At 72.0% G+C, this 20,950-nt stretch carries 16 protein-coding genes; 7 read left to right on the top strand and 9 right to left on the bottom strand.

What is annotated here, in order from left to right; genetic code table 11:
* Window positions 1-142: 142 nt before the first annotated feature.
* Window positions 143-2,719, bottom strand: coding sequence for an aminopeptidase N (gene pepN / locus OIE75_RS12545; RefSeq protein WP_329470848.1), 2,577 nt, complete (start codon window positions 2,717-2,719; stop codon window positions 143-145).
* Between the two features lie 113 nt (window positions 2,720-2,832).
* On the opposite strand from pepN (OIE75_RS12545), the gene OIE75_RS12540 reads away from it, so the two are divergent.
* Entirely contained in the window at window positions 2,833-3,309 is a 477-nt protein-coding gene (locus OIE75_RS12540) for a DUF1203 domain-containing protein (protein WP_329473972.1), read from the top strand.
* A 10-nt stretch (window positions 3,310-3,319) separates the two neighbouring features.
* Here OIE75_RS12540 and OIE75_RS12535 read toward each other — a convergent pair whose 3' ends face one another.
* The gene (locus OIE75_RS12535) at window positions 3,320-4,336 is read right to left on the bottom strand and encodes an aspartate-semialdehyde dehydrogenase (RefSeq protein ID WP_307012101.1); all 1,017 of its coding nucleotides are present in this window, start codon (window positions 4,334-4,336) and stop codon (window positions 3,320-3,322) included.
* A gap of 275 nt (window positions 4,337-4,611) precedes the next feature.
* Here OIE75_RS12535 and OIE75_RS12530 point away from each other — a divergent pair, with 275 nt between their 5' ends.
* Entirely contained in the window at window positions 4,612-5,148 is a 537-nt protein-coding gene (locus tag OIE75_RS12530) for an RNA polymerase sigma factor (RefSeq protein WP_307012100.1), read from the top strand.
* 1 nt (window position 5,149) lies between these two features.
* Entirely contained in the window at window positions 5,150-5,932 is a 783-nt protein-coding gene (locus tag OIE75_RS12525; RefSeq protein WP_329470847.1) for a hypothetical protein, read from the top strand.
* A 71-nt stretch (window positions 5,933-6,003) separates the two neighbouring features.
* On the opposite strand, the gene OIE75_RS12520 is transcribed toward OIE75_RS12525, so the two are convergent.
* The 3 genes from OIE75_RS12520 to pepN (OIE75_RS12510) form a co-directional block, all read right to left on the bottom strand.
* Window positions 6,004-9,300, bottom strand: a complete 3,297-nt coding sequence (locus tag OIE75_RS12520; protein ID WP_329470846.1) for a S8 family serine peptidase — start codon at window positions 9,298-9,300, stop codon at window positions 6,004-6,006.
* A 299-nt stretch (window positions 9,301-9,599) separates the two neighbouring features.
* On the bottom strand, window positions 9,600-10,664 hold the full coding sequence (locus OIE75_RS12515; RefSeq protein ID WP_329470844.1) for a hypothetical protein: 1,065 nt from the start codon (window positions 10,662-10,664) through the stop codon (window positions 9,600-9,602).
* 222 nt (window positions 10,665-10,886) lie between these two features.
* A complete protein-coding gene (gene pepN / locus OIE75_RS12510; RefSeq protein ID WP_329470843.1) occupies window positions 10,887-13,517 on the bottom strand; it encodes an aminopeptidase N in 2,631 nt (876 codons plus the stop codon).
* Between the two features lie 145 nt (window positions 13,518-13,662).
* Between pepN (OIE75_RS12510) and OIE75_RS12505 the strand changes: the two genes are divergently transcribed.
* The gene (locus OIE75_RS12505) at window positions 13,663-14,301 is read left to right on the top strand and encodes a mycothiol-dependent nitroreductase Rv2466c family protein (RefSeq protein ID WP_307012092.1); all 639 of its coding nucleotides are present in this window, start codon (window positions 13,663-13,665) and stop codon (window positions 14,299-14,301) included.
* Here the strand turns inward: OIE75_RS12505 and OIE75_RS12500 are convergent.
* Entirely contained in the window at window positions 14,288-14,515 is a 228-nt protein-coding gene (locus OIE75_RS12500; RefSeq protein ID WP_307012091.1) for a hypothetical protein, read from the bottom strand. The two genes, OIE75_RS12505 and OIE75_RS12500, sit on opposite strands and share 14 nt — an antisense overlap.
* A gap of 127 nt (window positions 14,516-14,642) precedes the next feature.
* Here OIE75_RS12500 and OIE75_RS12495 point away from each other — a divergent pair, with 127 nt between their 5' ends.
* A complete protein-coding gene (locus OIE75_RS12495) occupies window positions 14,643-15,428 on the top strand; it encodes an SAM-dependent methyltransferase (RefSeq protein WP_329470839.1) in 786 nt (261 codons plus the stop codon).
* A 127-nt stretch (window positions 15,429-15,555) separates the two neighbouring features.
* Here the strand turns inward: OIE75_RS12495 and OIE75_RS12490 are convergent, their stop codons facing one another.
* Complete coding sequence (locus OIE75_RS12490; RefSeq protein WP_307012088.1) at window positions 15,556-16,197, bottom strand: superoxide dismutase; 642 nt, start codon at window positions 16,195-16,197, stop codon at window positions 15,556-15,558.
* 148 nt (window positions 16,198-16,345) lie between these two features.
* Entirely contained in the window at window positions 16,346-17,728 is a 1,383-nt protein-coding gene (locus tag OIE75_RS12485; protein WP_329470837.1) for an amino acid permease, read from the bottom strand.
* Window positions 17,729-18,056: 328 nt separating this feature from the next.
* Here OIE75_RS12485 and OIE75_RS12480 point away from each other — a divergent pair, with 328 nt between their 5' ends.
* Window positions 18,057-18,641 carry a biotin transporter BioY gene (locus OIE75_RS12480; RefSeq protein WP_307012084.1) on the top strand — a complete coding sequence of 195 codons (585 nt, stop codon included), beginning with the start codon at window positions 18,057-18,059 and terminating at the stop codon, window positions 18,639-18,641.
* 84 nt (window positions 18,642-18,725) lie between these two features.
* Here the strand turns inward: OIE75_RS12480 and OIE75_RS12475 are convergent, their stop codons facing one another.
* Window positions 18,726-20,183 (bottom strand): amino acid permease, encoded by a 1,458-nt coding sequence (locus tag OIE75_RS12475; RefSeq protein ID WP_307012083.1) that lies wholly within the window; start codon window positions 20,181-20,183, stop codon window positions 18,726-18,728.
* 207 nt (window positions 20,184-20,390) lie between these two features.
* On the opposite strand from OIE75_RS12475, the gene OIE75_RS12470 reads away from it, so the two are divergent.
* Window positions 20,391-20,876, top strand: a complete 486-nt coding sequence (locus OIE75_RS12470) for a ribose-5-phosphate isomerase (protein WP_307012081.1) — start codon at window positions 20,391-20,393, stop codon at window positions 20,874-20,876.
* The last annotated feature ends 74 nt before the right edge of the window (window positions 20,877-20,950 follow it).

The raw sequence follows: 20,950 nt of genomic DNA, 5'->3' as shown, positions 1-20,950 counted from the left end.
GGCGCGCGCCACCGGGCGTGGTGGGCGAACGGCACGGCCCGGGCGGGCCCGGTGACGGGGCGGCCGCGCGTCGGCCCACCCGGGCACACGGCAGGGGCGCCCGGCCCGACGTGCGGACCGGGCGCCCCTGCGGCGTGAAGACCTACTCCGTGGTCGCCGCCGCGTCGGCCGCCTGGGCCAGCAGGGCGCGTTCGATGCCCGAGCGGGACTCCGAGACCAGGCGGCGCAGGGCCGCGTTCGGCTGGGCGGAGGCCAGCCACGCGTCCGTGCGGTCCAGGGTCTCCTGCGACACCTGCACCGCCGGGTACAGGCCGACCGCGATCTGCTGGGCCATCTCGTGCGACCGGGACTCCCAGACGCCCTTCAGCGCCTCGAAGTACCGCTCCGTGTACGACGCCAGCAGCTCGCGCTGGTCGGTCTGGACGAAGCCGGCGATGACCGCCTCCTGGACGGCGTTCGGCAGCTTGTCGGACTCCACGACCGACTCCCAGGCCTCCGCCTTGGCCTGCTCGGTGGGCCGGGCGGCACGCGCGGTGGCGGCGTGCCGCTCACCGGCGGCCGTCTTGTCCCGCTCGTACTCCGAGGCGATCTCCGAGCCGCCGAACCGGCCCACGGCCGCCAGCCGCTGCACGAACGCCCAGCGCAGCTCCGTGTCGACGGCCAGGCCCTCGATCGTCTGCGTGCCGTCGAGGAGCGCGTCCAGCAGGTCGAGCTGCTCCGGCGTCCGCGCCGTCGCCGCGAACGCGCGCGCCCACGCCAGCTGGTGGTCGCTGCCCGCCTCGGCGGCCCGCAGGTGGGCCAGCGTGGCCTCGGTCCAGCGGGTGAGCAGCGCCTCGCGGGCGGTCGGGGCGGCGTACTGGTCGATGGCCAGCTTCACCTGGCGGTGCAGCGACTGCACGACACCGATGTCGGATTCCTTGCCGATGCCGGACAGCACCAGGGAGAGGTAGTCCCGGGTGGCCAGCTCCGCGTCCCGGGTCATGTCCCAGGCCGACGCCCAGCACAGCGCGCGCGGCAGCGACTCGGTGAAGTCGCCCAGGTGCTCGGTGACGACGGCCAGGGACTGCTCGTCCAGCCTGACCTTCGCGTACGACAGGTCGTCGTCGTTCAGGAGCAGCACCGCCGGGCGGGCCTTGCCGACCAGCTGCGGTACGTCCGTCAGCTCCCCGTCCACGTCCAGTTCCACGCGCTCGCCGCGCACCAGCTTGCCGTCCGCGTCGAGGTCGTAGGCGCCGACCGCGATGCGGTGCGGGCGCAGCGTGGGCTCGCCCTTGGCACCGGCGGGCAGGGCCGGAGCCTCCTGCCGGATGGCGAAGGAGGTGATCACTCCCTCGCCGTCCGTCTCGATCTCCGGGCGCAGCACGTTGATGCCCGCCGTCTCCAGCCACGCCTTCGACCAGGTCTTCAGGTCGCGCCCGGAGGTCTCCTCCAGCACGCCCAGCAGGTCGGACAGGCGCGTGTTGCCGAACGCGTGCCGCTTGAAGTACGCCTGCACGCCCCGGAAGAACGCGTCCTCACCGACGTACGCGACGAGCTGCTTGAGCACGCTCGCGCCCTTGGCGTACGTGATGCCGTCGAAGTTGACGAGCACGTCGTCCAGGTCGCTGATGTCCGCCATGATCGGGTGCGTGGACGGGAGCTGGTCCTGCCGGTAGGCCCAGGTCTTCATCTGGTTGGCGAACGTCGTCCACGAGTGCGGCCACTTGGAGCCGGGCGCGTCGGCCTGGCAGGCGGCCTCGGCGTAGGTGGCGAACGACTCGTTCAGCCACAGGTCGTTCCACCACTCCATGGTGACCAGGTCGCCGAACCACATGTGCGCCAGCTCGTGCAGGATCGTCGCCGCCCGCACCTCGTACGCGGCGTCCGTCACCTTCGAGCGGAACACGTACTGGTCCCGGATGGTCACCGCGCCCGCGTTCTCCATCGCGCCCGCGTTGAACTCCGGCACGAAGAGCTGGTCGTACTTCTTGAAGGGGTACGGGTAGTCGAACTTCTCCTGGAACCACTCGAAGCCCTGCCGGGTCACCTCGAAGATGGCGTCCGAGTCGAGGTGCTCGGCGAGCGACGGGCGGCAGTAGATGCCGAGCGGGACGGACTGGCCGTCCTTCTCGTACACGCTGTGCACCGAGTGGTACGGGCCGACGATCAGGGCCGTGACGTACGACGAGAGGCGCGGGGTCGGCTCGAAGACCCAGACGCTGTCCTTCGGCTCGGGCGTCGGCGAGTTGGAGATGACCGTCCAGCCCTCGGGCGCCTTCACGGTGAACTGGAACGTCGCCTTGAGGTCGGGCTGCTCGAAGGACGCGAACACCCGGCGGGCGTCCGGCACCTCGAACTGGGTGTACAGGTACGCCTGGTCGTCCACCGGGTCGACGAACCGGTGCAGGCCCTCGCCGGTGTTGGTGTACGCGCAGTCGGCGGCCACGCGCAGGATGTTGCGCCCCGGCAGCAGGCCCGGCAGGGCGATGCGGGAGTCCTGGAACACCTCGTCGGCGTCGAGGGCGTCGCCGTTCAGCGTCACCTCGTGGACCGTCGGCGCGACCAGGTCGATGAAGGACTCGCCGCCGCCCTCCGCGACGTCGAAGCGCACCGTGGTCACGGACCGGTAGGTGCCGCCCTCCTGCGCGCCGGTGAGGTCGAGATCGATCTCGTACGAGTCAACGCTCAGCAGCGTCGCCCGCTGCCGCGCCTCTTCGCGAGTCAGGTTTGTGCCAGGCACGCGGTCATCTCCTCGTTATGTGTCGGTTGCGCCATCCTTCCACGGGGCCCGCACGGAGCGCGATGTCCATTTCCCGCCGGTGGGCGGGCCGCGCGGGCGCGAACCTGGGAGCCATGGAGCACTACACCGCACACCCGGTCCCCCCTGCCACCCTGAAGGAACTGCGCGTCACCGACGACGCCGGCCGCGCCCCCGACCCGCTCACCGACCCCGAGGGCGGCGCACCCCTGCGCTGCTGCCTGCGCCGCAGCGTGCCGGGGGAGAGGATCGCCCTCGTCTCCTACGCCCCGCTGCGCCGCTGGGCGGCTCGCACCGGCGCCGACCCGGGCGCGTACGACGAGCAGGGGCCGGTCTTCGTCCACGCCGAGGAGTGCGCGGGGCCCGACGGGGACGGCCTGGCCTTCACCAACGCCCACCGCACGGTGCGCCGCTACTCGGCCGAGGGGCACATCCTGGGCGGGCGGCTGGTCGGCGGGGCCGACGAGTTCGCCCCCGCCATCCAGGAAGCGTTCGACGACCCGGCCGTGGCGTTCGTCCACGTCCGGGCCGTCGAGTACGGCTGCTTCCTCTACGAGGTGAGGCGGGGCTAGCCCCGGGCCTCTAGCCCTTCAGCTCCGCCGCCACCAGCTCCGCGATCTGCACCGCGTTCAGGGCCGCGCCCTTGCGCAGGTTGTCGTTGGAGACGAACAGGGCGAGGCCGTTCTCCACGGTCTCGTCCTCACGGATGCGGCCCACGTACGACGGGTCCTGCCCGGCCGCCTGGAGCGGGGTCGGCACCTCGGTGAGGGCGACGCCGGGGGCACCGGCCAGCAGCTCCTTGGCGCGGGCCACGCTGAGCGGGCGGGCGAAACGGGCGTTGATCTGCAGGGAGTGGCCGCTGAAGACGGGCACCCGCACGCAGGTGCCGGAGACCTTCAGCTCCGGGATCTCCAGGATCTTGCGGGACTCGTTGCGGAGCTTCTGCTCCTCGTCCGTCTCGTGCAGGCCGTCGTCGACGATGGAGCCGGCCAGCGGCAGCACGTTGTACGCGATCGGCGCCACGTACTTGTCGGGCTTCGGGAACTCCACCGCGGAGCCGTCGTGCGTGAGCTTGGGGGCGTCCGCGCCGACCTTCTGGACCTGCTCGAACAGCTCGTCCACACCGGCCAGGCCGGAGCCGGAGACCGCCTGGTACGTGGCGACGACGAGGGCTTCGAGGCCCGCCTCCGCGTGCAGCGGACGCAGCACCGGCATCGCGGCCATCGTGGTGCAGTTCGGGTTGGCGATGATGCCCTTGGGGCGGTCCGCGATCGCGTGCGGGTTCACCTCGGAGACCACCAGCGGGACCTCGGGGTCGCGGCGCCAGGCGGAGGAGTTGTCGATCACGACGGGGCCCTGCGAGGCGACCTTCTCGGCCAGCGCCTTGGAGGTGGCGCCGCCCGCGGAGAAGAGCACGATGTCCAGGCCGGAGTAGTCGGCGGTGGTCGCGTCCTCGACCGTCACGCCGTCCAGCTCCTTGCCGGCGCTGCGCGCCGAGGCGAACAGGCGCAGCTCGGTGACCGGGAAGTCGCGCTCCGTGAGGATCCTGCGCATGACCGTGCCCACCTGGCCGGTGGCTCCGACGATTCCGATCCTCACGGTGACTCCTTCTCCGTTTGTACGCGTGTCTTCACGCGCGCTTTGCTCGGCCGAGACTTTTCCATCATGGGGCGAAGCCCGGCCCGCCTGTCCAATCCTTTGCCCCGGGTGCCCGCACCCTGGGACGCGGTGGCTCGGTCCGCCCCTGCCCATCCCGTCCCACCCCACACGACGATGTGACGTACGCCTCGCGCCGCCTGCCGGCCGGACGGGCGAACGTTTCGGGCTGCCGCGGCGTCATAGGGGAGACGCGGGGACAGGTCCCAGGGGGAGGGGTGGCAGTGCTGCGCAGAAAGGCCCGCCGCGGCCAGGGGGACGCCGGACGGGACGATCCCCTGGACGCGGCCCAGGAACGCCGGGTGCGGGCGGTGCTCGCGCTGGGCGGGGTGCCGCAGGCGGACCTGCCGGACGGGGTGCAGCAGGTCCGCCTGCGGTTGCTGGAGCGGACGGCGAGCGGCCGGGAGGCGCCGCGCGACGTGTCGGCGTGGGCGGCGGTCGTCGCCTCCAACCTGGCGATGGACTGGCACCGCGCCCGGCGCCGCCAGGACCGGCTCGGGGAGCGCCTGGCCGCGCTCCGCCAGACGGACCACCCGTCGGGGGAGGACACCAGCGTGCTCTCCCTCGCCGTCGCCCAGGGCCTGGACGAGCTGCCCGACGCCCAGCGCCAGGTCCTCGTCCTGCGGTTCTTCGCGGACCTGCCGGTGCGCGGCATCGCCGAGGAGCTGGGCATCCCCGAGGGCACGGTCAAGAGCAGGCTGCACACGGCGGTACGGGCACTGCGGGCCCGCCTGCACGAGGACGAGGTGGTGTGAGATGGCCGCCGAGAAGCAGCCCGACGGGCACGCCGACGGGCACGCCGGGCACGACGCGCTGATGGCCGCGATCACGGGGGAGCCGCTGCCGCCCGGCGTCGGCGCGGAGGCCCACGGCGCGTACCGGTCCGCGACGGCCGACGTGGCGCTGCTGCGGGAACAGCTGGGGATCATCGGCCGCTCGCTGAGCGGGCCACCCGCCGAGCCGGTCCCCGGGCCGCTCCCCGAGCCCGGGACCTCCACGGTGGTCCCCGCCCCCCGCCGCCCCCGGCGCCGTCCGCTCGCCCTCGCTCTCGGCGCCCTCGCGGTGGTCTGCGCGGGCACCGTGGTGACGGGCCTCGGCTGGCTGGTGGCGCAGGGCGGGAGCGGTGGCTCCGACGACGCGTCCGGCAAGGGCGTGGCGAGCGACGAGCGGGCGGACTCCAGCGGGTCCGGAACAGCCTTCGGCAGCCCCCACTACCTCGCCTGCGCCCGACTGGTGGCCGAGGGCACGGTGACCCGCGCCGAACCCGTGCCGGGCACCGGACGCCACCGCGTCACCCTCGACGTGACCCGCACCTACAAGCCGGAGCCGGGCGGACGGCCGGAGCAGGACGGCGAGCCGGTCACCTTCGAGCTGGACGACGGCACGGCCCGCCTCGCCGCGGGCGACCGGGCGCTGATCGGCATCCCCCTGCACGGGGACACCCCGGACGCCGTGATCACCGGCGGCCCGGCCATCGCCGCCGAACGCGCCTGGATCACCGCGTCCCTCGCCGAGTCCCGCACCCTCACCTGCGACTGACCGCTGACCGCCGGACACAGCAAAGGGCGGGCGCCCCCGCGGAGCGCCCGCCCTCCCCGTACCGCACCGGACTACGGCACGACCTTCCCGATCCGCACGCTGCCCAGGCCCGCGGCCGTGCCGTGGGCGTTGACCAGCTGGACCCGGCCGAAGAACTCACGGCCCTCCGGGGCGGCGGCCAGCGCCGTCACCTGGGCGGTGACCGTCGCCGAGTCGCCCGTGCCGAGCTCGACCGGCGCCGCGTCGTCCACGGAGACCGAGCCGAGGGTGGCCGCGAAGAACACGTCCCGGTAGTCGTACTCCGTGCTGCCCGACGGCACCGAGTAGCCGGCGACCTCGACGGTGTACGTGCCGGCGGCCGGCTTCGCGACGGAGACGGACTCCTCGGAGTCGCCGTCGGCGGACTGGCCGACCACGGCACCGTCCGCGCCGTAGACCGTCAGGTCCAGGTCGGCGGCCGCGTCGGAGACCCCGCCGATGGCGACGTCCAGCGAGTCGGCGCCCTCGGGCACCTCGACGGTGGAGGTGGCCGTCTGTCCCTGCGCGATGGACGGGCGGGACGTCTCGGACGAGCCGAGCGGGCCGCCGACCAGCTTGCCCTCCAGCGGGGCGTAGCGGTTCGTCACCTTCCAGGAGACGGCGGCCGGCGTGCCGGCCTTCGCCTCGGGCACGGCCACGGTCTCCGGGTCGAAGACGGCGCCGAGGACGGTGACGTCCAGCTCGTACGGGTTGTCCAGCAGCGGCGAGGTGCGCCGCGACTCGACCTCGATCTCCCAGACGCCGGGCTGCGGGTCGGCGTACGCGCGCACGTCGGGCCGGCAGCCGTTGCCGTCGAGGTAGTTGTTGTAGCAGTACGGCGTGGAGGTGTTGTCGACCGGGACGCCGTACGGGTGGATGGCGATGAACCGGGTCTGGCTCCCGTCCCTCAGCCCGCTCATCGCCACCTCCAGCGTCTTCGCGCCCTCGGGGACGGTCACGAAGTAGGACTTGGTGGCGTTGCGCTGCACCGAGCCCCGGGCGGAGACGTCGTACTTCAGCGGGGCGGAGACCACGACCGTGGTCAGGACCTGCTTGTCGACGCCCTCGGTGCGGGGGTCGTCGACCTCCAGGACGGCGCTCTTGAGCCCCGCGGACCCGGGCCGCGCCTCGACCTTGACGGTCACCGGCTCGTTCAGCGGCAGCCGCACCTCGTCCGGACCGACGATCCGGAAGGTGCGCCCGGCGTTGTTCTCGAACTCCAGCTCGTGCCGGACCGCCCGGTCGGAGCCGGAGGTGCGGGTGAGCGTGATCTCGTACGTCTTGCGCTCGCCGGCCTTCAGGCCGCCCTCGCGGTCGTAGAGGCCGGTGCCCTTGCCCGGGGTCTTCAGGAACTGGTCGATCGCGGTGTCGACCGGGGCCTGGACGGTGTACTCGTGGGCGGTGGCGCCCTCGCGGATCGCGCGCCAGGCGTCGGGGACGTTGATCAGGCCCGCGCCCTCCTCGTACGCCTGCACGCCGCTGATGTGGTCGGCGGTCGAGGTCAGCGCCGTGCGCAGCTTCGCGGGCGTGAGGTCGACGCGCGCCTGCTTCGCGGCGGACAGCAGCAGCGCGGAGGCGCCGGCGGCCTGGGGGGAGGCCATCGAGGTGCCCTGGAGCATGCCGTAGCCGGCCGGCAGGTCGTAGCCCGCCTCCGGGACCGGGGCGCCGGGCATCCAGGTCTGGATGGTGTTGACCGCGGCGCCGGGTGCGGTCAGCGTCGGCGTGAAGCCGCCGTCCTCACGCGGGCCGCGCGAGGAGAACGGCATCATCGCGTACCTGGTGCGCACCTGGGAGCCGTAGTTGGCGGCCCAGGTCTCGCGGGAGATGGACGCGCCGACGGAGATCACCTTGTCGGCGAGGCCGGGGTCGCCGATGGTGTTGGCGCCGGGGCCCGAGTTGCCCGCGGAGATGACGAGCTGGACGCCGTGGTCGTCGATGAGCCGCGTGTACAGCTCCGCGCGGGCGTTGTTGCCGTCGTTGAGCGCGGGCAGGCCACCGATCGACATGTTGACGATGTCGACGCCGCGGTTGACGACGAGGTCGATCATGCCCTCGGTGAGCGCGACGTTGGTGCAGCCGCCGCTCCAGGTGCAGGCGCGGGAGGAGACGATCTTCGCGCCGGGCGCGGCACCGTCCATCCGGCCGCCGAACAGGCCGTTGGCGGCGGTGAGTCCGGCGACGTGCGTGCCGTGCTCGGACTCGATGACGCCGATGTTGACGAAGTCGGCCTTGGCGCCGGAGGAGTTGTAGACGACGTCCTTGCGGATCTCGATGACGAAGGGCTGGCGCTCGGCCACGTCCGTCTTCGGGTCGTCGGTGCCGAAGTACCCGACCTGGAAGCCGTCCTTGTAGGGCTTCATCGGGGTGTCGTCGGCGAAGTCGTGGTTGCCGTTCAGGTCGACGCGGACCGTGCCGGCCTGCGCGTCGTACAGGACGCCCCAGGAGTCGGTGGTGTCGCCGTCCCGGTTGGCGTCGCCGGCCGCGTCACCGCCGGTGGTGTAGGACTCCAGGAAGGTGCTGACCCGGTAGGAGCCCGCGGGAGCCGTCCAGGTCTGCCCGCCGAAGGTGAAGGTCGGCCCGGACACCGAGGTGGTCATCGGGCGCCAGGTGCGGTCGCCGTCGACGACCGGGTCGGTGGCGGTGACCCAGTCGACGATCTTGCGCTCGCCGGTGGTGGTCTTCCGCAGCGCCGGGTGCCCGAGGTCGACACCCGAGTCCAGGATGCCGATGGTGACGCCGCGGCCGTCCGCCTTCGGGTACTTCTCCACGAAGTCGACGGCGCCCGTCTCGAAGGACGGGTTGTACGGGTTCTCGGCGGGGGTGCGGCGGTCCGGCGCCGGGTAGGAACGGCCCTTGTGGTGCGTGGCGCCCTTCGCCCGGTCCGCGCTCGGCGTCGGGTCGTCCAGCGGTATCTCCTCGCGCAGGTCGATGCCGTGCACGGAGGAGAGCTTCGCGGCGGCGGCGATGGCCGAGTCCGCCTTGGCGGTGGGGACGGTGGCGCGGACGTAGCCCAGCTCGTCGTAGGTCCGGCCGACGGTGCCGCCGGGGACCGCCTCCAGCTCCTTCGCCACCCGCTCGGTGTCGCCCGGCGCGGTGGCGACCATCATCGTGACGTTCTTCTCGCCGTCCGCCTTCGCCTCGGCGAGCCGGTCCGCGTCGTCCGAACCGAGCTTGTCGTGCGCGGACTTGACGGAGGCGTCGGCCGGCAGAGCGGCCGCCGGGCCGTCGGCGGCGAAGGCCGCGGGCACGGGCCCGGCCGCGGCGAGCGCGGCCACGAGGCCCGCGGCCACGGCGATGCGGGCCGCGCGTCTCGCGCCCGGTATCGGTTCGCGCTGGGGGGTGTGGGTCATCGGCATCCCTTGTAGGTAAAGGAACGTGCGTGAACGACCGGGGCAGACCGGCCCTGGCCGAGGCAGTCCGGAATCCGATCCCGGACGACCGCTCAGCTTTACGTAAGGGATCACTGTTTGGGGAGAGTTGTCCGGGACGGGAAGGAGTCATGGCGTACTTCCGCCATACGCCATCCGGGACACAAGGGGCGGGCCATGACAATCCCCGGAGCCGGACCGGGGGCGGCGTGAGGAGGGGCCGCGGGGCGTCGTGCCCCGCGGCCCCTCCTCTCCCCTCCTGGTGACCGCCCCGTCGTCCGCTACTGGGGCAGCACCACGACATACGCGGCGGGTTCCCGGTCCCCCGCCGCCATCAACGCCGTACGGACCACGGTCGCCTGGTGCTCGAGCGCGTCCCGCAGTTTGCGCGGGGTGAGGTGCACGACCGTAATGCCCAGCCGCTCCAAGTGCTCCCGCTTGCGCGCGTGTTCCGCCCAGACCGGGTCGTCCTCCCGCTGCCGGTGCGCGCGGGTGTCCAGCTCCAGCGCCACCGCCTGCTCCGGCCAGAAGGCGTCCACGCCGCCGAGGTGGGGGCCGCCGGGCATGCGCAGGTCGACGTTCCAGACCGGCTCCGGCAGACCGTGCTCGCGCACCATCCGGTACAGGCGCTGCTCGGCCAGCGCCCGCCCCTCGGCGACCAGCGAGTCCACGGCGTCCACCACGTGCGGCCGGCTCAGCAGCCGCGCGCGGTTCAGCTCCCGCACCACCGCGGCCGGTTCGCAGTGCCCGCCGCGCACCGCCTCCGTCAGCAGCCGCCGCACGGTCTCCGCGTCCGTCAGCTCCGCCACCGCGTCGGCCAGCGCCCGCGCCACCGGCGCCACCGGCACCCCGGCGACCTCCTCGGCGACGGGCAGCGCGGCCGTGCGGACGATGCGCGCGCACCCCGTCGTCCGCAGCCGGCGCAGCCGCGGCACCAGTACGTCGACGACCTCCAGGGACGGCAGCGGGGGAGCGGCCGAGAATCCGTGCAGCGCCAACGCGGCCGGCCCCGTGATCATCGCCTCCGCGTACGCGGGGACGGGCGGGTGCTCGCGGCCCGGCTGGACCGGCACGGCGGCGGTGACGCCCGGGACCGCGCCGGACGTGCGCTCCCGCGCCGCGTAGAGCAGCACCGCGTGCAGGCGTTCGTCGCCGGTCGGCGGGCCCGGGTGCAGCAGGACGACGTTCGGGAGCAGTTGCCGCCAGGGGCCGCCGGGCCGGCACCGTTCGTTGGTCTCGGCGGCGGAGACGCCGTGCGCCCGGAGCTGGGCGGCCGTCATCAGCCGGCGCCTGCCGTGCGCCAGGTCGTGCAGGGGGCGGGGGGAGAGCGGGGTGTTGTGCGTCATGACCGGGGGTTTCCCGCGCCCGATCCGTCCCTTAACCCCTGTTACACGCTCATCGCCGAACCCGGACAAGCCCGTCCTAAAGGACGGGTGTTCGGATGCCGAAAACCCCTGGTCCGCCGAGGTGCGGGCCAGGGGTTACGGCTGCTATTGACTGAATTCCGTAACGATGACGCAGCGCCCAATCATTGGCCAAAGATCGTCGTCGTCCGGGACACGTCCGGCCTAGCGGGCCGCCGCCGCGTCACACGCCTGCCCCCGCAGCGCACGCGACAGGTCGTCCCGCGCCTCGAGGACCAGCCTGCGCAGCGCCGGTGCCGCGTCCTCGTGAGCCGACAGCCACGCGTCCGTCGCGTCCAGCGTGTCCTGGGAGTCCATCAGGGACGGGAAGAGGCCCCGGACCACGTCCATCCCGATCTGGATGGACCGCTCGGCCCACACGCGCTCGATCGCCGCGAAGTACTTCTCCGTGTACGGCGCGAGCAGCTCCCGCTGCGAGGACCGCTCGAAGCCCGCGATCGTCGCCTCCACCAGGGCGTTGGACAACGCGTCCGACTCCACGACCTGCGCCCACGCCTGCGCCTTCACCGCCGCCGAAGGCCGGGCCGCCAGGCAGCGCACCTGGTGGCGCTTGCCGGAGGCCGTGTCGTCGCGGGCCAGCTCGGCGGCCAGCACCGCCTCGTCCGCCACGCCGTGCGCAGCGAGCGGGGCGAGGAACGCCCAGCGCAGCTCCTGGTCCACCTCCAGGCCGTTGATCTTCTCGGAGCCGTCCAGCAGCCCGCGCAGCAAGGACAGTTCGGCCTCTTCGGACGCCACCGCCGCGAAGAACCGCGCCCACGCCAGCTGCGGCTCGCCGCCCGGCGCCGCCTCCCGCAGCTCCCGCAGCGCGCCCTCGCCGAGCAGCCGGCCACCGGTCTCCCGCCACTCGGGGGCCACGTAGTGCACCAGCGCCGACTCGGCCCAGGCGTGCAGCATCTGGAGCACGCCGATGCCGGACTCGCGCCCCGCGAACCGCAGGACGAGACCGATGAAGTCCCGGGCCGGCAGCAGCGCGTCCCGCGTCATGTTCCACAGCGCCGACCAGCACAGGGCGCGGGCCAGCGGGTCCGTCAGCGAGCCCAGGTGCTCGCGCAGCGTCGCCAGCGAGGTGTCGTCGAAACGGGTCTTGCAGTACGTCAGGTCGTCGTCGTTGACCAGGACCAGCTCGGGCGCCTCGGCACCGGCCAGCTCCGCGACGACCGTGCGCGGCCCGTCGACGTCCACCTCGGCGCGCGCGTACCGCTCCAGGGATCCCTCGCCCGTACGGCGGTACAGGCCCACCGCGACCCGGTGCGGGCGCAGTTCGGGGTGCGACTCCGCTGCCTCCTGCACCACCGCCAGCTCGTCGATCCGTCCCGCGGCGCTCAGCAGCACCTGCGGGGTGAGCGAGTTGACACCCGCCGTCTGGAGCCAGGAGCGCGCCCAGGCCGCCATGTCCCGCCCGCTGGTCTCCTCAAGGGCCGACAGCAGATCACCCAGCCGCGTGTTGCCGTACGCGTGCCGCTTGAAGTAGCGCCGCGCGCCCTCCAGGAACGCGTCCTGGCCGACGTACGCCACCAGCTGCTTCAGCGCGGAGGCGCCCTTGGCGTAGGTGATGCCGTCGAAGTTGAGCTTGGCGTCCTCCAGGTCACGGATGTCGGCCGTGACCGGGTGGGTGGAGGGCAGCTGGTCGGCGCGGTAGGCCCAGGCCTTGCGGCGGTTGGCGAAGGTGATCCAGGCGTCCTTGAAGCGGGTCGCGCCGACGTTCGCGAACGCGCCCATGAAGTCGGCGAAGGACTCCTTCAGCCACAGGTCGTCCCACCACTCCATGGTGACCAGGTCGCCGAACCACATGTGCGCCATCTCGTGCAGGATCGTGTTGGCGCGGCCCTCGTAGGACGCCCGCGTCACCTTCCCGCGGAAGATGTACTCCTCCCGGAAGGTCACCAGGCCCGGGTTCTCCATCGCGCCGAGGTTGTACTCGGGCACGAACGCCTGGTCGTACTTCCCGAAGGGGTACGGGTAGTCGAAGTGGTCGTGGAAGAAGTCCAGGCCCTGCTTGGTGATCAGGAAGACGTCGTCGGCGTCGAAGTGCGGCGCCAGCCCCTTGCGGCACAGGGCGCCCAGCGGGATCTCCAGCCGCGTGCCGTCCTCCAGGGTCCGCTCGTAGGAGTCCGTCACGTAGTGGTACGGACCGGCCACGACACACGTGATGTACGTCGAGATCGGCTTCGTCTCCGCGAACCGCCACACCCCGCCCGCCCGTCGCCCACCGCCACCCTTCTGCGGAAGCGCTTCGCGCCCCTCTTTCATGCGCTCGCCCGCGCCGTTGCTCCACACCGTCCACTCCTCGGGCGCCCGCACCTCGAAGCGGAACGGCGCCTTCAGGTCCGGCTGCTCGAAGTTGGCGAAGACCCGGCGGGAGTCGGCCGGCTCGTACTGGGTGTACAGGTACACCTCGCCGTCCTCGGGGTCGACGAAGCGGTGCAGGCCCTCACCGGTGCGGGAGTAGGCGCACTGGGCGTCGACGACCAGCTCGTTGTCGGCGGCCAGGTCCTCCAGCGCGATCCGCGTGCCGTCGAAGACCTCGCTCGGGTCGAGGTCGCGGCCGTTGAGGGAGACGGCGGTGACGCTCGGGGCGACCAGGTCGGCGAAGCTGCTCGCGCCGGGTTCGTTGCAGCGGAACCGGAGCGTGGTGACGGAACGGAAGGTGCGGGGACCCTCGCCCTGCGTGTCACCCACGGCCGAGCGCACGTCGAGGGACACCTCGTACCCGTCGACGGACAGCAGGGCGGCCCGCTCCCGGGCCTCGTCGCGGGACAGATTCTCACCGGGCACGGGTGGCACTCCCTCGGATGGTGTTCAGTATGCGGACAGCACCGATCCTGCCATGTGCCCCTGACGCGCGGCAGCCCGGGAATGGCGGGGTACCCGGCCGCGTTGCCCGTACAGAAGCCCGCTCGTGCGCCTCATGAGGAGAGACATGTCGGACAAGACTCCCGTCGACTTCTGGTTCGACCCCCTGTGCCCCTGGGCATGGATGACCTCGCGCTGGGTCCTGGAGGTGGAGAAGGTCCGGGACATCAAGGTCCGCTGGCACCTGATGAGCCTCGCCGTGCTCAACGAGGACAAGCTCGACGAGCTGCCCGACGAGTACCGCGAGATGCTGGAGGTCAAGGCCTGGGGCCCGGTCCGCGTGGTCGTCGCGGCCCAGGAGGAGCACGGCGCCGAGGTGCTCGGCGACCTCTACACGGCGCTCGGCACCCGCATCCACAACCAGGAGGAGGGCCCGGGCCGCGAGACCGTCGCCGCCGCCCTGAAGGACGTCGGCCTGCCCGAGTCCCTCATGGACCACTGGGACGCGACGCCCTACGAGCCCCAGCTGCGCGCCTCCCACAAGGAGGGCATCGACAAGGTCGGCCAGGAGGTCGGCACCCCGGTCATCGCCGTCCCCGGCGCCGACGGCGGCCAGGTCGCCTTCTTCGGCCCGGTCGTCACCCCGGCGCCCAAGGGCGAGGAAGCCGCCCGGCTGTGGGACGGCACCCTCGCGGTGGCCTCGGTCCCGGGCTTCTACGAGATCAAGCGCACCCGCACCAAGGGCCCGGACTTCAGCAACCTGTAGGCCGGAAGGAGTCCGGCAGATCGAACCCGGACTTCCAGTTGAAGTAGGACTGCACCCGCACGCAGCCCTCGCGCGCACAGCGCCGGTAGGTGCCCAGGTCGGCCCTGGACACCTGCGCGAGGGTGAGCGCGTACGCCCGCTCGGCCCCGTCGAGCGGGCGGAAGTCCTGGTCCGTGTCCCCGCAGTTGGGGCAACGCCGGTTCGGAAGACTCATGCCGGACACTGTGGCCCGGAACCAGTCGCACCGGGAAGCCTCCGCCCGGCGGCGGTCATCTGTTCCCGTCGGCTCCCCTCCCGTAGGAGCATGGGCACACCCACTCACTGGAGGCGAGCCCCATCCCATGACGGAGATCGACACCTCGGTGCCGCACTCGGCCCGGATCTGGAACTACTGGCTGGGCGGCAAGGACAACTACCCCGTGGACGAGGCGGCCGGCGACGCCTACACGGCCGTCTTCCCCGGCATCGTCACCATCGCCCGCAGCAGCCGGGCCTTCCTCGGCCGCGCCATCCGGTACCTGGCCCTGGAGGCCGGGGTGCGCCAGTTCCTGGACGTCGGCACCGGGCTGCCGACCGCAGACAACACCCACGAGGTCGCCCAGCGGTACGCCCCCGGGGCGCGGATCGTCTACGTCGACAACGACCCGCTGGTCCTCGCGCACGCCCGCGCCCTGCTCACCTCCACCCCCGAGGGCGCCACCGCCTACGAGGACCTGAGCCTGTACGAGCCGGAGCGCGTCCTGGAGGCGGCCGGACGCACCCTCGACACGACCCGCCCCACCGCCCTCGTCCTCAGCGGCATCCTCGGTCACATCGAGGGCCACGACCGGGCCCGCGACCTGGTCCGCCGCCTGATGGCGGGCCTGCCCGCCGGCAGTTTCCTGTGCGTCAACGACGGCTCCCGCGGCACCGACCCGGCCTACGAGACGGCCCAGGACGGGTACAACGAGACCGGCGCGGTCCCCTATTTCCTGCGTCCCGTCGAGCAGATCGAGGCCTACTTCGACGGCCTCGACCTGGTCGACCCGGGCGTGGTGTCGGTCCCGCTGTGGCGCCCGGACCCCGCCCCGGACGGAACGGCCCCGCAGCCGATCGGCCAGCACGGCGGGCTCGCCCGCAAGCCCTGACACCCCGCCCGGCACACAGAAAGCCCCCGCGAGTCAGGTCCTCGCGGGGGCTTCCCTCATTCCGCCTGCCGCCGTGAAGGGTGAGAAGACGATCACGAGGCAGGACGACTCGGGGAGTCGGGCGGCGTCAGGGCGCCAGCAGCAGCACGTTCGTGCGTGCCTTGGCGGCCTCGTAGCGCTTGGCCACGTCCTGCCAGTCGACGACGGCCCACATGGCGTCGATGAAGTCGACCTTCTGGTTCTTGTACTGGAGGTAGAAGGCGTGCTCCCAGGCGTCGAAGACCAGGATCGGCGTGGAGCCCTGGCCGACGTTGCCCTGGTGGTCGTAGACCTGCTCGACGATGAGACGGCCGCTCAGCGGCTCGTACGCCAGCACACCCCAGCCGGAGCCCTGCGTGGTCGCGGCGGCCTTGGTGAGCTGCGCCTTGAAACCGGCGAAGGAACCGAACGACTCGGCGATCGCGTCGGCCAGGCCGCCCACGCCGTCCTTGTCCAGGGGCTCGCCGCCGCCGTCACCGGTCATGTTGTGCCAGTAGATGGAGTGCAGGATGTGGCCGGAGAGGTGGAAGGCGAGGTTCTTCTCCAGGCCGTTGATCGACCCCCACGACTCCTTGTCGCGCGCCTCGGCGAGCTGCTCCAGGGTGTCGTTGGCGCCCTTCACATAGGCCGCGTGATGCTTGTCGTGGTGCAGCTCGATGATCTCGGGGCTGATCACGGGGGCCAGCGCGGAGTAGTCGTACGGCAGTTCAGGAAGCGTGTAGACGGACATGGTGGATCCCCTCCGAGCCTCTTATTGCAAAAGACTTGCAAGTGCACGCTAGCAGCAAGGCGTGGCGAGAGTGCGGACGGGCGGGCCGAACGCGCACGAAAGAGCCCCCGCACGCGTCCGTGCGGGGGCTCTCGGAGAGGTCGGGCGGTCACACGCGAGCGCGCCGCCGCTGCCAGGCGTAGCCGACGGCCGCCAGGACCAGCGTCATCCCGCCCGTCGAGTACAGCTGCACCCGGGTGTCCGGCTCGCGGGCCATCAGGACGAAGATCGCGGCCATGCCCGCCAGCGCCACCCACGTGAGCCACGGGAAGCCCCACATGCGCACGACCAGCTTCTCGGGCGCCTCGCGCTCCAGGCGGCGGCGCAGCCGCAGCTGGGCGACGGCGATGAAGATCCAGACGACCAGGATGACCGCACCGATCATGTTCAGCAGCCAGGAGAAGACGTCGTCCGGCCGCCAGTAGCTGAGCAGCACGCAGCCGAAGCCGAAGAGGGAGGAGACCAGCACCGCGACCCGCGGCACCCCGCCCGACACCCGGCCCAGCGCCCTCGGGCCCTGGCCGCGCTCGACCAGCGAGTAGCCGATCCGCGAGGCGCCGTAGATGTTGGCGTTCATCGCGCTCAGCAGCGCGACCAGCACGACGACGTTCATGAGCTGGCCGGCGCCCGGGATGCCCAGCTCGTCGAGGGCTGCGACGTACGGGCCCTTCTCGACCACCTCGGGGGAGTCCCAGGGGACCAGGGTGACGATGACCGCCATCGAGCCGATGTAGAAGAGCGCGATCCGCCACATCGCCGTCCGCACGGCGCTCGCCACACCCTTCACCGGGTTCTCCGACTCGGCCGCCGCGATGGTCACCGTCTCCAGGCCGCCGTAGGCGAAGACCGAGGCGAGGAGGCCGATGATCAGGCCGTTGCCGCCGTTGGGCATGAAGTCGCCGAGGTGCGAGGTGCCGGGGGCGTCCGTGCCCGGCAGGACGCCGACGATCGCCAGCACGCCCAGCACCAGGAAGAGCGAGATCGCGCCGACCTTGAGGGCGGCGAACCAGAACTCGAACTCGCCGAAGTTCTTCACCGCGGCCAGGTTCGTCCCGCAGAACACCACCATGAACAGCGCCACCCACGCCCACTCGGGCGTGCCCGGCAGCCAGCCGTGCACGATCTGCGCCGCGCCGATGCCCTCCAGGCCGACGGCCGTGCAGAGCAGCACCCAGAACGCCCAGCCCGCGGTGAACCCGGCCCAGGGGCCGATCGCCCGTTCGGCGTGCGCGGAGAAGGAGCCCGAGGACGGGTAGGCGGCGGACATCTCGCCCAGCATCCGCATCACCAGCATCACGAGGAGGCCGGAGAGGGTGTAGGCGACGACGATCGAGGGTCCGGCGGCGGCGATACCGGCCCCGGAGCCGACGAACAGCCCGGCGCCGATCACGCCACCGAGGGCGATCATCGACAGGTGGCGCTGCTTGAGGCCGTGGGAGAGGGCGGCGTCGTCCGACCGCGGCGGTGCCTCGGTGGTGGTGCTGTTGGACATGGAGCGGCTCGTCCAATGCGTGGGGGAGGGGCAGGGCAAAAACGCCCACAGTCTCCGGGGTCGCGCCGGTGGGCGACAGCGGCTGCCCACGATACGGACACCGCCGATACGGAACGTGGTCGTCCGAATGCGGGATTCCGCCTGCCGTGACGCCCGCCTCATCCACTCCGTGACCGGTGTCACCCGAGAGCGGGTGTATCCCGCGCGTTTGTCGGGAGCCCACCAAGCCGCCGATCGAGCCTTTGTCGAGCGCTGCTGGTGATCGGCCCCGGCCCGCTGGGATAGCGTCACGCTGTCCCGACATGTCCACACCACCGCGGAGTCCCCCATGAGCACCGCCGCCGTCCCCACCCCCCGTTCCGGGCAGGTCCTCGCCGACCTCATCCCCTCCTCCCGCGTCCGGGACGCAGCGCTCGTGGCCGGCGGCGCCGTGCTCACCGGCGTGGCCGCCCAGATCGCGGTACCCGTGCCCGGCTCCCCGGTGCCGGTGACCGGACAGACCTTCGCGGCGCTGCTCGTCGGCACGGCGCTCGGCGCGCGCCGCGGCCTGCTCTCGCTCGCGCTCTACGCGCTGGTCGGCATGGCCGGCGTGCCGTGGTTCGCGGAGGGCGGCTCCGGCACCGCGGCCCCGTCCCTCGGCTATGTCTTCGGCATGCTGCTCGCCGCCACGGTGGTGGGCGCCCTGGCCCGCCGCGGCGCCGACCGCTCCGTGCTGCGCATGGCCGGCACGATGCTGCTCGGCGAGGCGATCATCTACGCCGTCGGCGTGCCGTACCTGGCCCTGGCCGCGGACATGTCCCTCACCGCCGCGATCGCGGCCGGCCTCACCCCGTTCCTGATCGGCGACGCGCTGAAGGCCGCCCTGGCGATGGGCGTCCTGCCCACCGCGTGGAAGCTGGTCGACAAGCGGTAGGGCCGCGGCAGCGCACGAAAGAGGCTCGCCCGGTCGCAGCAGCGACCGGGCGAGCCTCTTTCGTGTCCCGGATCCGGGCGGCGGTCAGCCCTTCTCGGCGACGGCCTTGTCGGCGGCGTCCTTCCGCCCGGTGATCCGCTGCTTGACGAGGGCGACGACGATGACGAGCGCCGCGACGAGCAGCGACAGCAGCACGGTCGTGCGCCCGTTGTTCTCGGTGTCGGTGAGCATGTAGCCGAGCACGAAGACGATGACGGCGGCGGCCACCCAGGTCAGGTACGGGAACAGCCACATCCGCACCACCAGCTTCTCCGGCGCCTCCGCCTCGATGATCCTCCGCATCCGCAGCTGCGAGAGGCAGATCACCAGCCAGACGAAGAGGGCCACGGCGCCCGAGGAGTTGACGAGGAAGAGGAAGACGGAGTCCGGGAACTCGTAGTTGAAGAAGACGGCGACGAAGCCGAACACCACGGACACCAGGATCGCCGTCCGCGGCACGCCCTGCGAGGTCGTGCGGGCGAAGGCCTTCGGCGCGTCACCGCGCCGGCCGAGCGAGAAGGCCATGCGGGAGGCCGTGTAGAGCCCGGAGTTCAGGCAGGAGAGCACCGAGGTCAGCACGATGAAGTTCATGATCTGACCGGCGTTCGCGATGCCGAGCGAGTCCAGCGCGGCCACGTACGAGCCCTTGTCGATGATCGACTGCGAGTCCCACGGCAGCAGCGCGACCACGACGAAGATGGAGCCCAGGTAGAAGACGCCGATACGCCAGATGATGCTGTTGGTCGCCTTGGTGACGGCGCGCTGCGGGTCCTCGGACTCACCGGCGGCCAGCGTGGGGATCTCGCTGCCCATGAAGGAGAAGACGACGAGCAGTACACCGGTCAGGATCGCGCCCGCCCCGTTCGGCAGGAACCCGCCGTGCTCCGTCAGATTGGACAGTCCGGCCTGGTCGGTGTCGGCGCCGGGCAGCAGCCCGAAGACGGCCAGCCCGCCGACGACGATGAACGCGGCGATGGCGACGACCTTGATCCCCGCGAACCAGAACTCGAACTCGCCGTAGGAGCCGACGGAGACGAGGTTGGTGGCGGTCAGGACGACCATCACGATCAGGGCCCAGCCCCACTGGGGCACGGCCGGTATCCAGCCTTCGAGGATCACGGCCCCGGCGGTCGCCTCCACGGCCAGCACGACGACCCAGAAGAACCAGTAGAGCCAGCCGATGGTGAACCCGGCCCAGGGGCCGATCGCCCGGTCGGCGTGCGCGGAGAAGGAGCCGGAGGTGGGGTTGGCGGCGGACATCTCCCCGAGCATCCGCATCACCAGCACCACGAGCGTGCCGACGAGGGCGTAGGAGAGGAGGATGCCGGGGCCCGCGGTGGCGATTCCCGAGCTGGAGCCGACGAAGAGTCCGGCTCCGATGACACCGCCGATGGCGATCATCGACAGATGGCGGTTCTTGAGCCCTGCCTGAAGCCCCGGCCCGGGTTCTCCGGGCCCCGCGGGCCCGTCCTCGGGCTTGGTCAAGGTCGGCTGCGAAGTCATGGGGGAGGTCTTCCTTTGCGCCGGTCGTGCACTTTCCCGTACGAGCGGTGTACGAGCCGGACCAGTGAAACGGAGGTGAACGGATTGGGGAACCTCTGAATCCGGATCGTTACTTGAGCTTTGCCTGAGGTTCCATAGTTTCACTCGGTGATTTCAAGGCTGACACCCGACAGGGCCCTCCCCTGGGGCGCATGTCACACTCGTCGCATGCGCGTGTATCTCGGCTCGGACCATGCAGGCTTCGAACTCAAGAACCACCTCGTCGACTGGCTCAGGGCGGCGGGCCACGACCCCGTCGACTGCGGCCCGCACATCTACGACGCCCAGGACGACTACCCGCCCTTCTGCCTCCGCGCGGCCGAGCGGACGGCCGCCGAGCCCGGCGCCCTCGGCATCGTGATCGGCGGCTCCGGCAACGGCGAGCAGATCGCCGCGAACAAGGTGAAGGGCGTGCGCGCGGCGCTGGCCTGGAGCGAGGAGACGGCCGCTCTCGGCCGCCAGCACAACGACGCCAACGTCGTCGCGGTCGGCGCCCGCATGCACACCCGGGAGGAGGCGACGAAGTTCGTCGAGACCTTCCTCGCCACCCCGTTCTCCGGCGACGAGCGCCACATCCGCCGCATCGACATGCTCGCGTCCTACGAGACCACGGGCGACCTCCCGCCGATCCCCGCACACCACCCGCAGCAGTAACGCGGGGCGTCTCCGACGGTGCCGTTTCCCCGGCGTGTGCGCGCCGGGGGGCCACGCCGCCTGGGGCAAGGCGA

The organism is Streptomyces sp. NBC_01723, from assembly GCF_036246005.1.
GTDB lineage: Bacteria > Actinomycetota > Actinomycetes > Streptomycetales > Streptomycetaceae > Streptomyces.
This window is presented reverse-complemented; position numbering and strand designations above follow the sequence as displayed.

Coding starts and splice junctions, on each gene's coding strand:
- OIE75_RS12540 (WP_329473972.1), top strand. CDS start 2,833: ATGGAGCACTACACCGCACACCCGGTCCCCCCTGCCACCCTGAAGGAA.
- OIE75_RS12525 (WP_329470847.1), top strand. CDS start 5,150: ATGGCCGCCGAGAAGCAGCCCGACGGGCACGCCGACGGGCACGCCGGG.
- OIE75_RS12520 (WP_329470846.1), bottom strand. CDS start 9,300: ATGACCCACACCCCCCAGCGCGAACCGATACCGGGCGCGAGACGCGCG.
- OIE75_RS12515 (WP_329470844.1), bottom strand. CDS start 10,664: ATGACGCACAACACCCCGCTCTCCCCCCGCCCCCTGCACGACCTGGCG.
- OIE75_RS12505 (WP_307012092.1), top strand. CDS start 13,663: ATGTCGGACAAGACTCCCGTCGACTTCTGGTTCGACCCCCTGTGCCCC.
- OIE75_RS12500 (WP_307012091.1), bottom strand. CDS start 14,515: ATGAGTCTTCCGAACCGGCGTTGCCCCAACTGCGGGGACACGGACCAG.
- OIE75_RS12495 (WP_329470839.1), top strand. CDS start 14,643: ATGACGGAGATCGACACCTCGGTGCCGCACTCGGCCCGGATCTGGAAC.
- OIE75_RS12490 (WP_307012088.1), bottom strand. CDS start 16,197: ATGTCCGTCTACACGCTTCCTGAACTGCCGTACGACTACTCCGCGCTG.
- OIE75_RS12485 (WP_329470837.1), bottom strand. CDS start 17,728: ATGTCCAACAGCACCACCACCGAGGCACCGCCGCGGTCGGACGACGCC.
- OIE75_RS12480 (WP_307012084.1), top strand. CDS start 18,057: ATGAGCACCGCCGCCGTCCCCACCCCCCGTTCCGGGCAGGTCCTCGCC.
- OIE75_RS12475 (WP_307012083.1), bottom strand. CDS start 20,183: ATGACTTCGCAGCCGACCTTGACCAAGCCCGAGGACGGGCCCGCGGGG.
- OIE75_RS12470 (WP_307012081.1), top strand. CDS start 20,391: ATGCGCGTGTATCTCGGCTCGGACCATGCAGGCTTCGAACTCAAGAAC.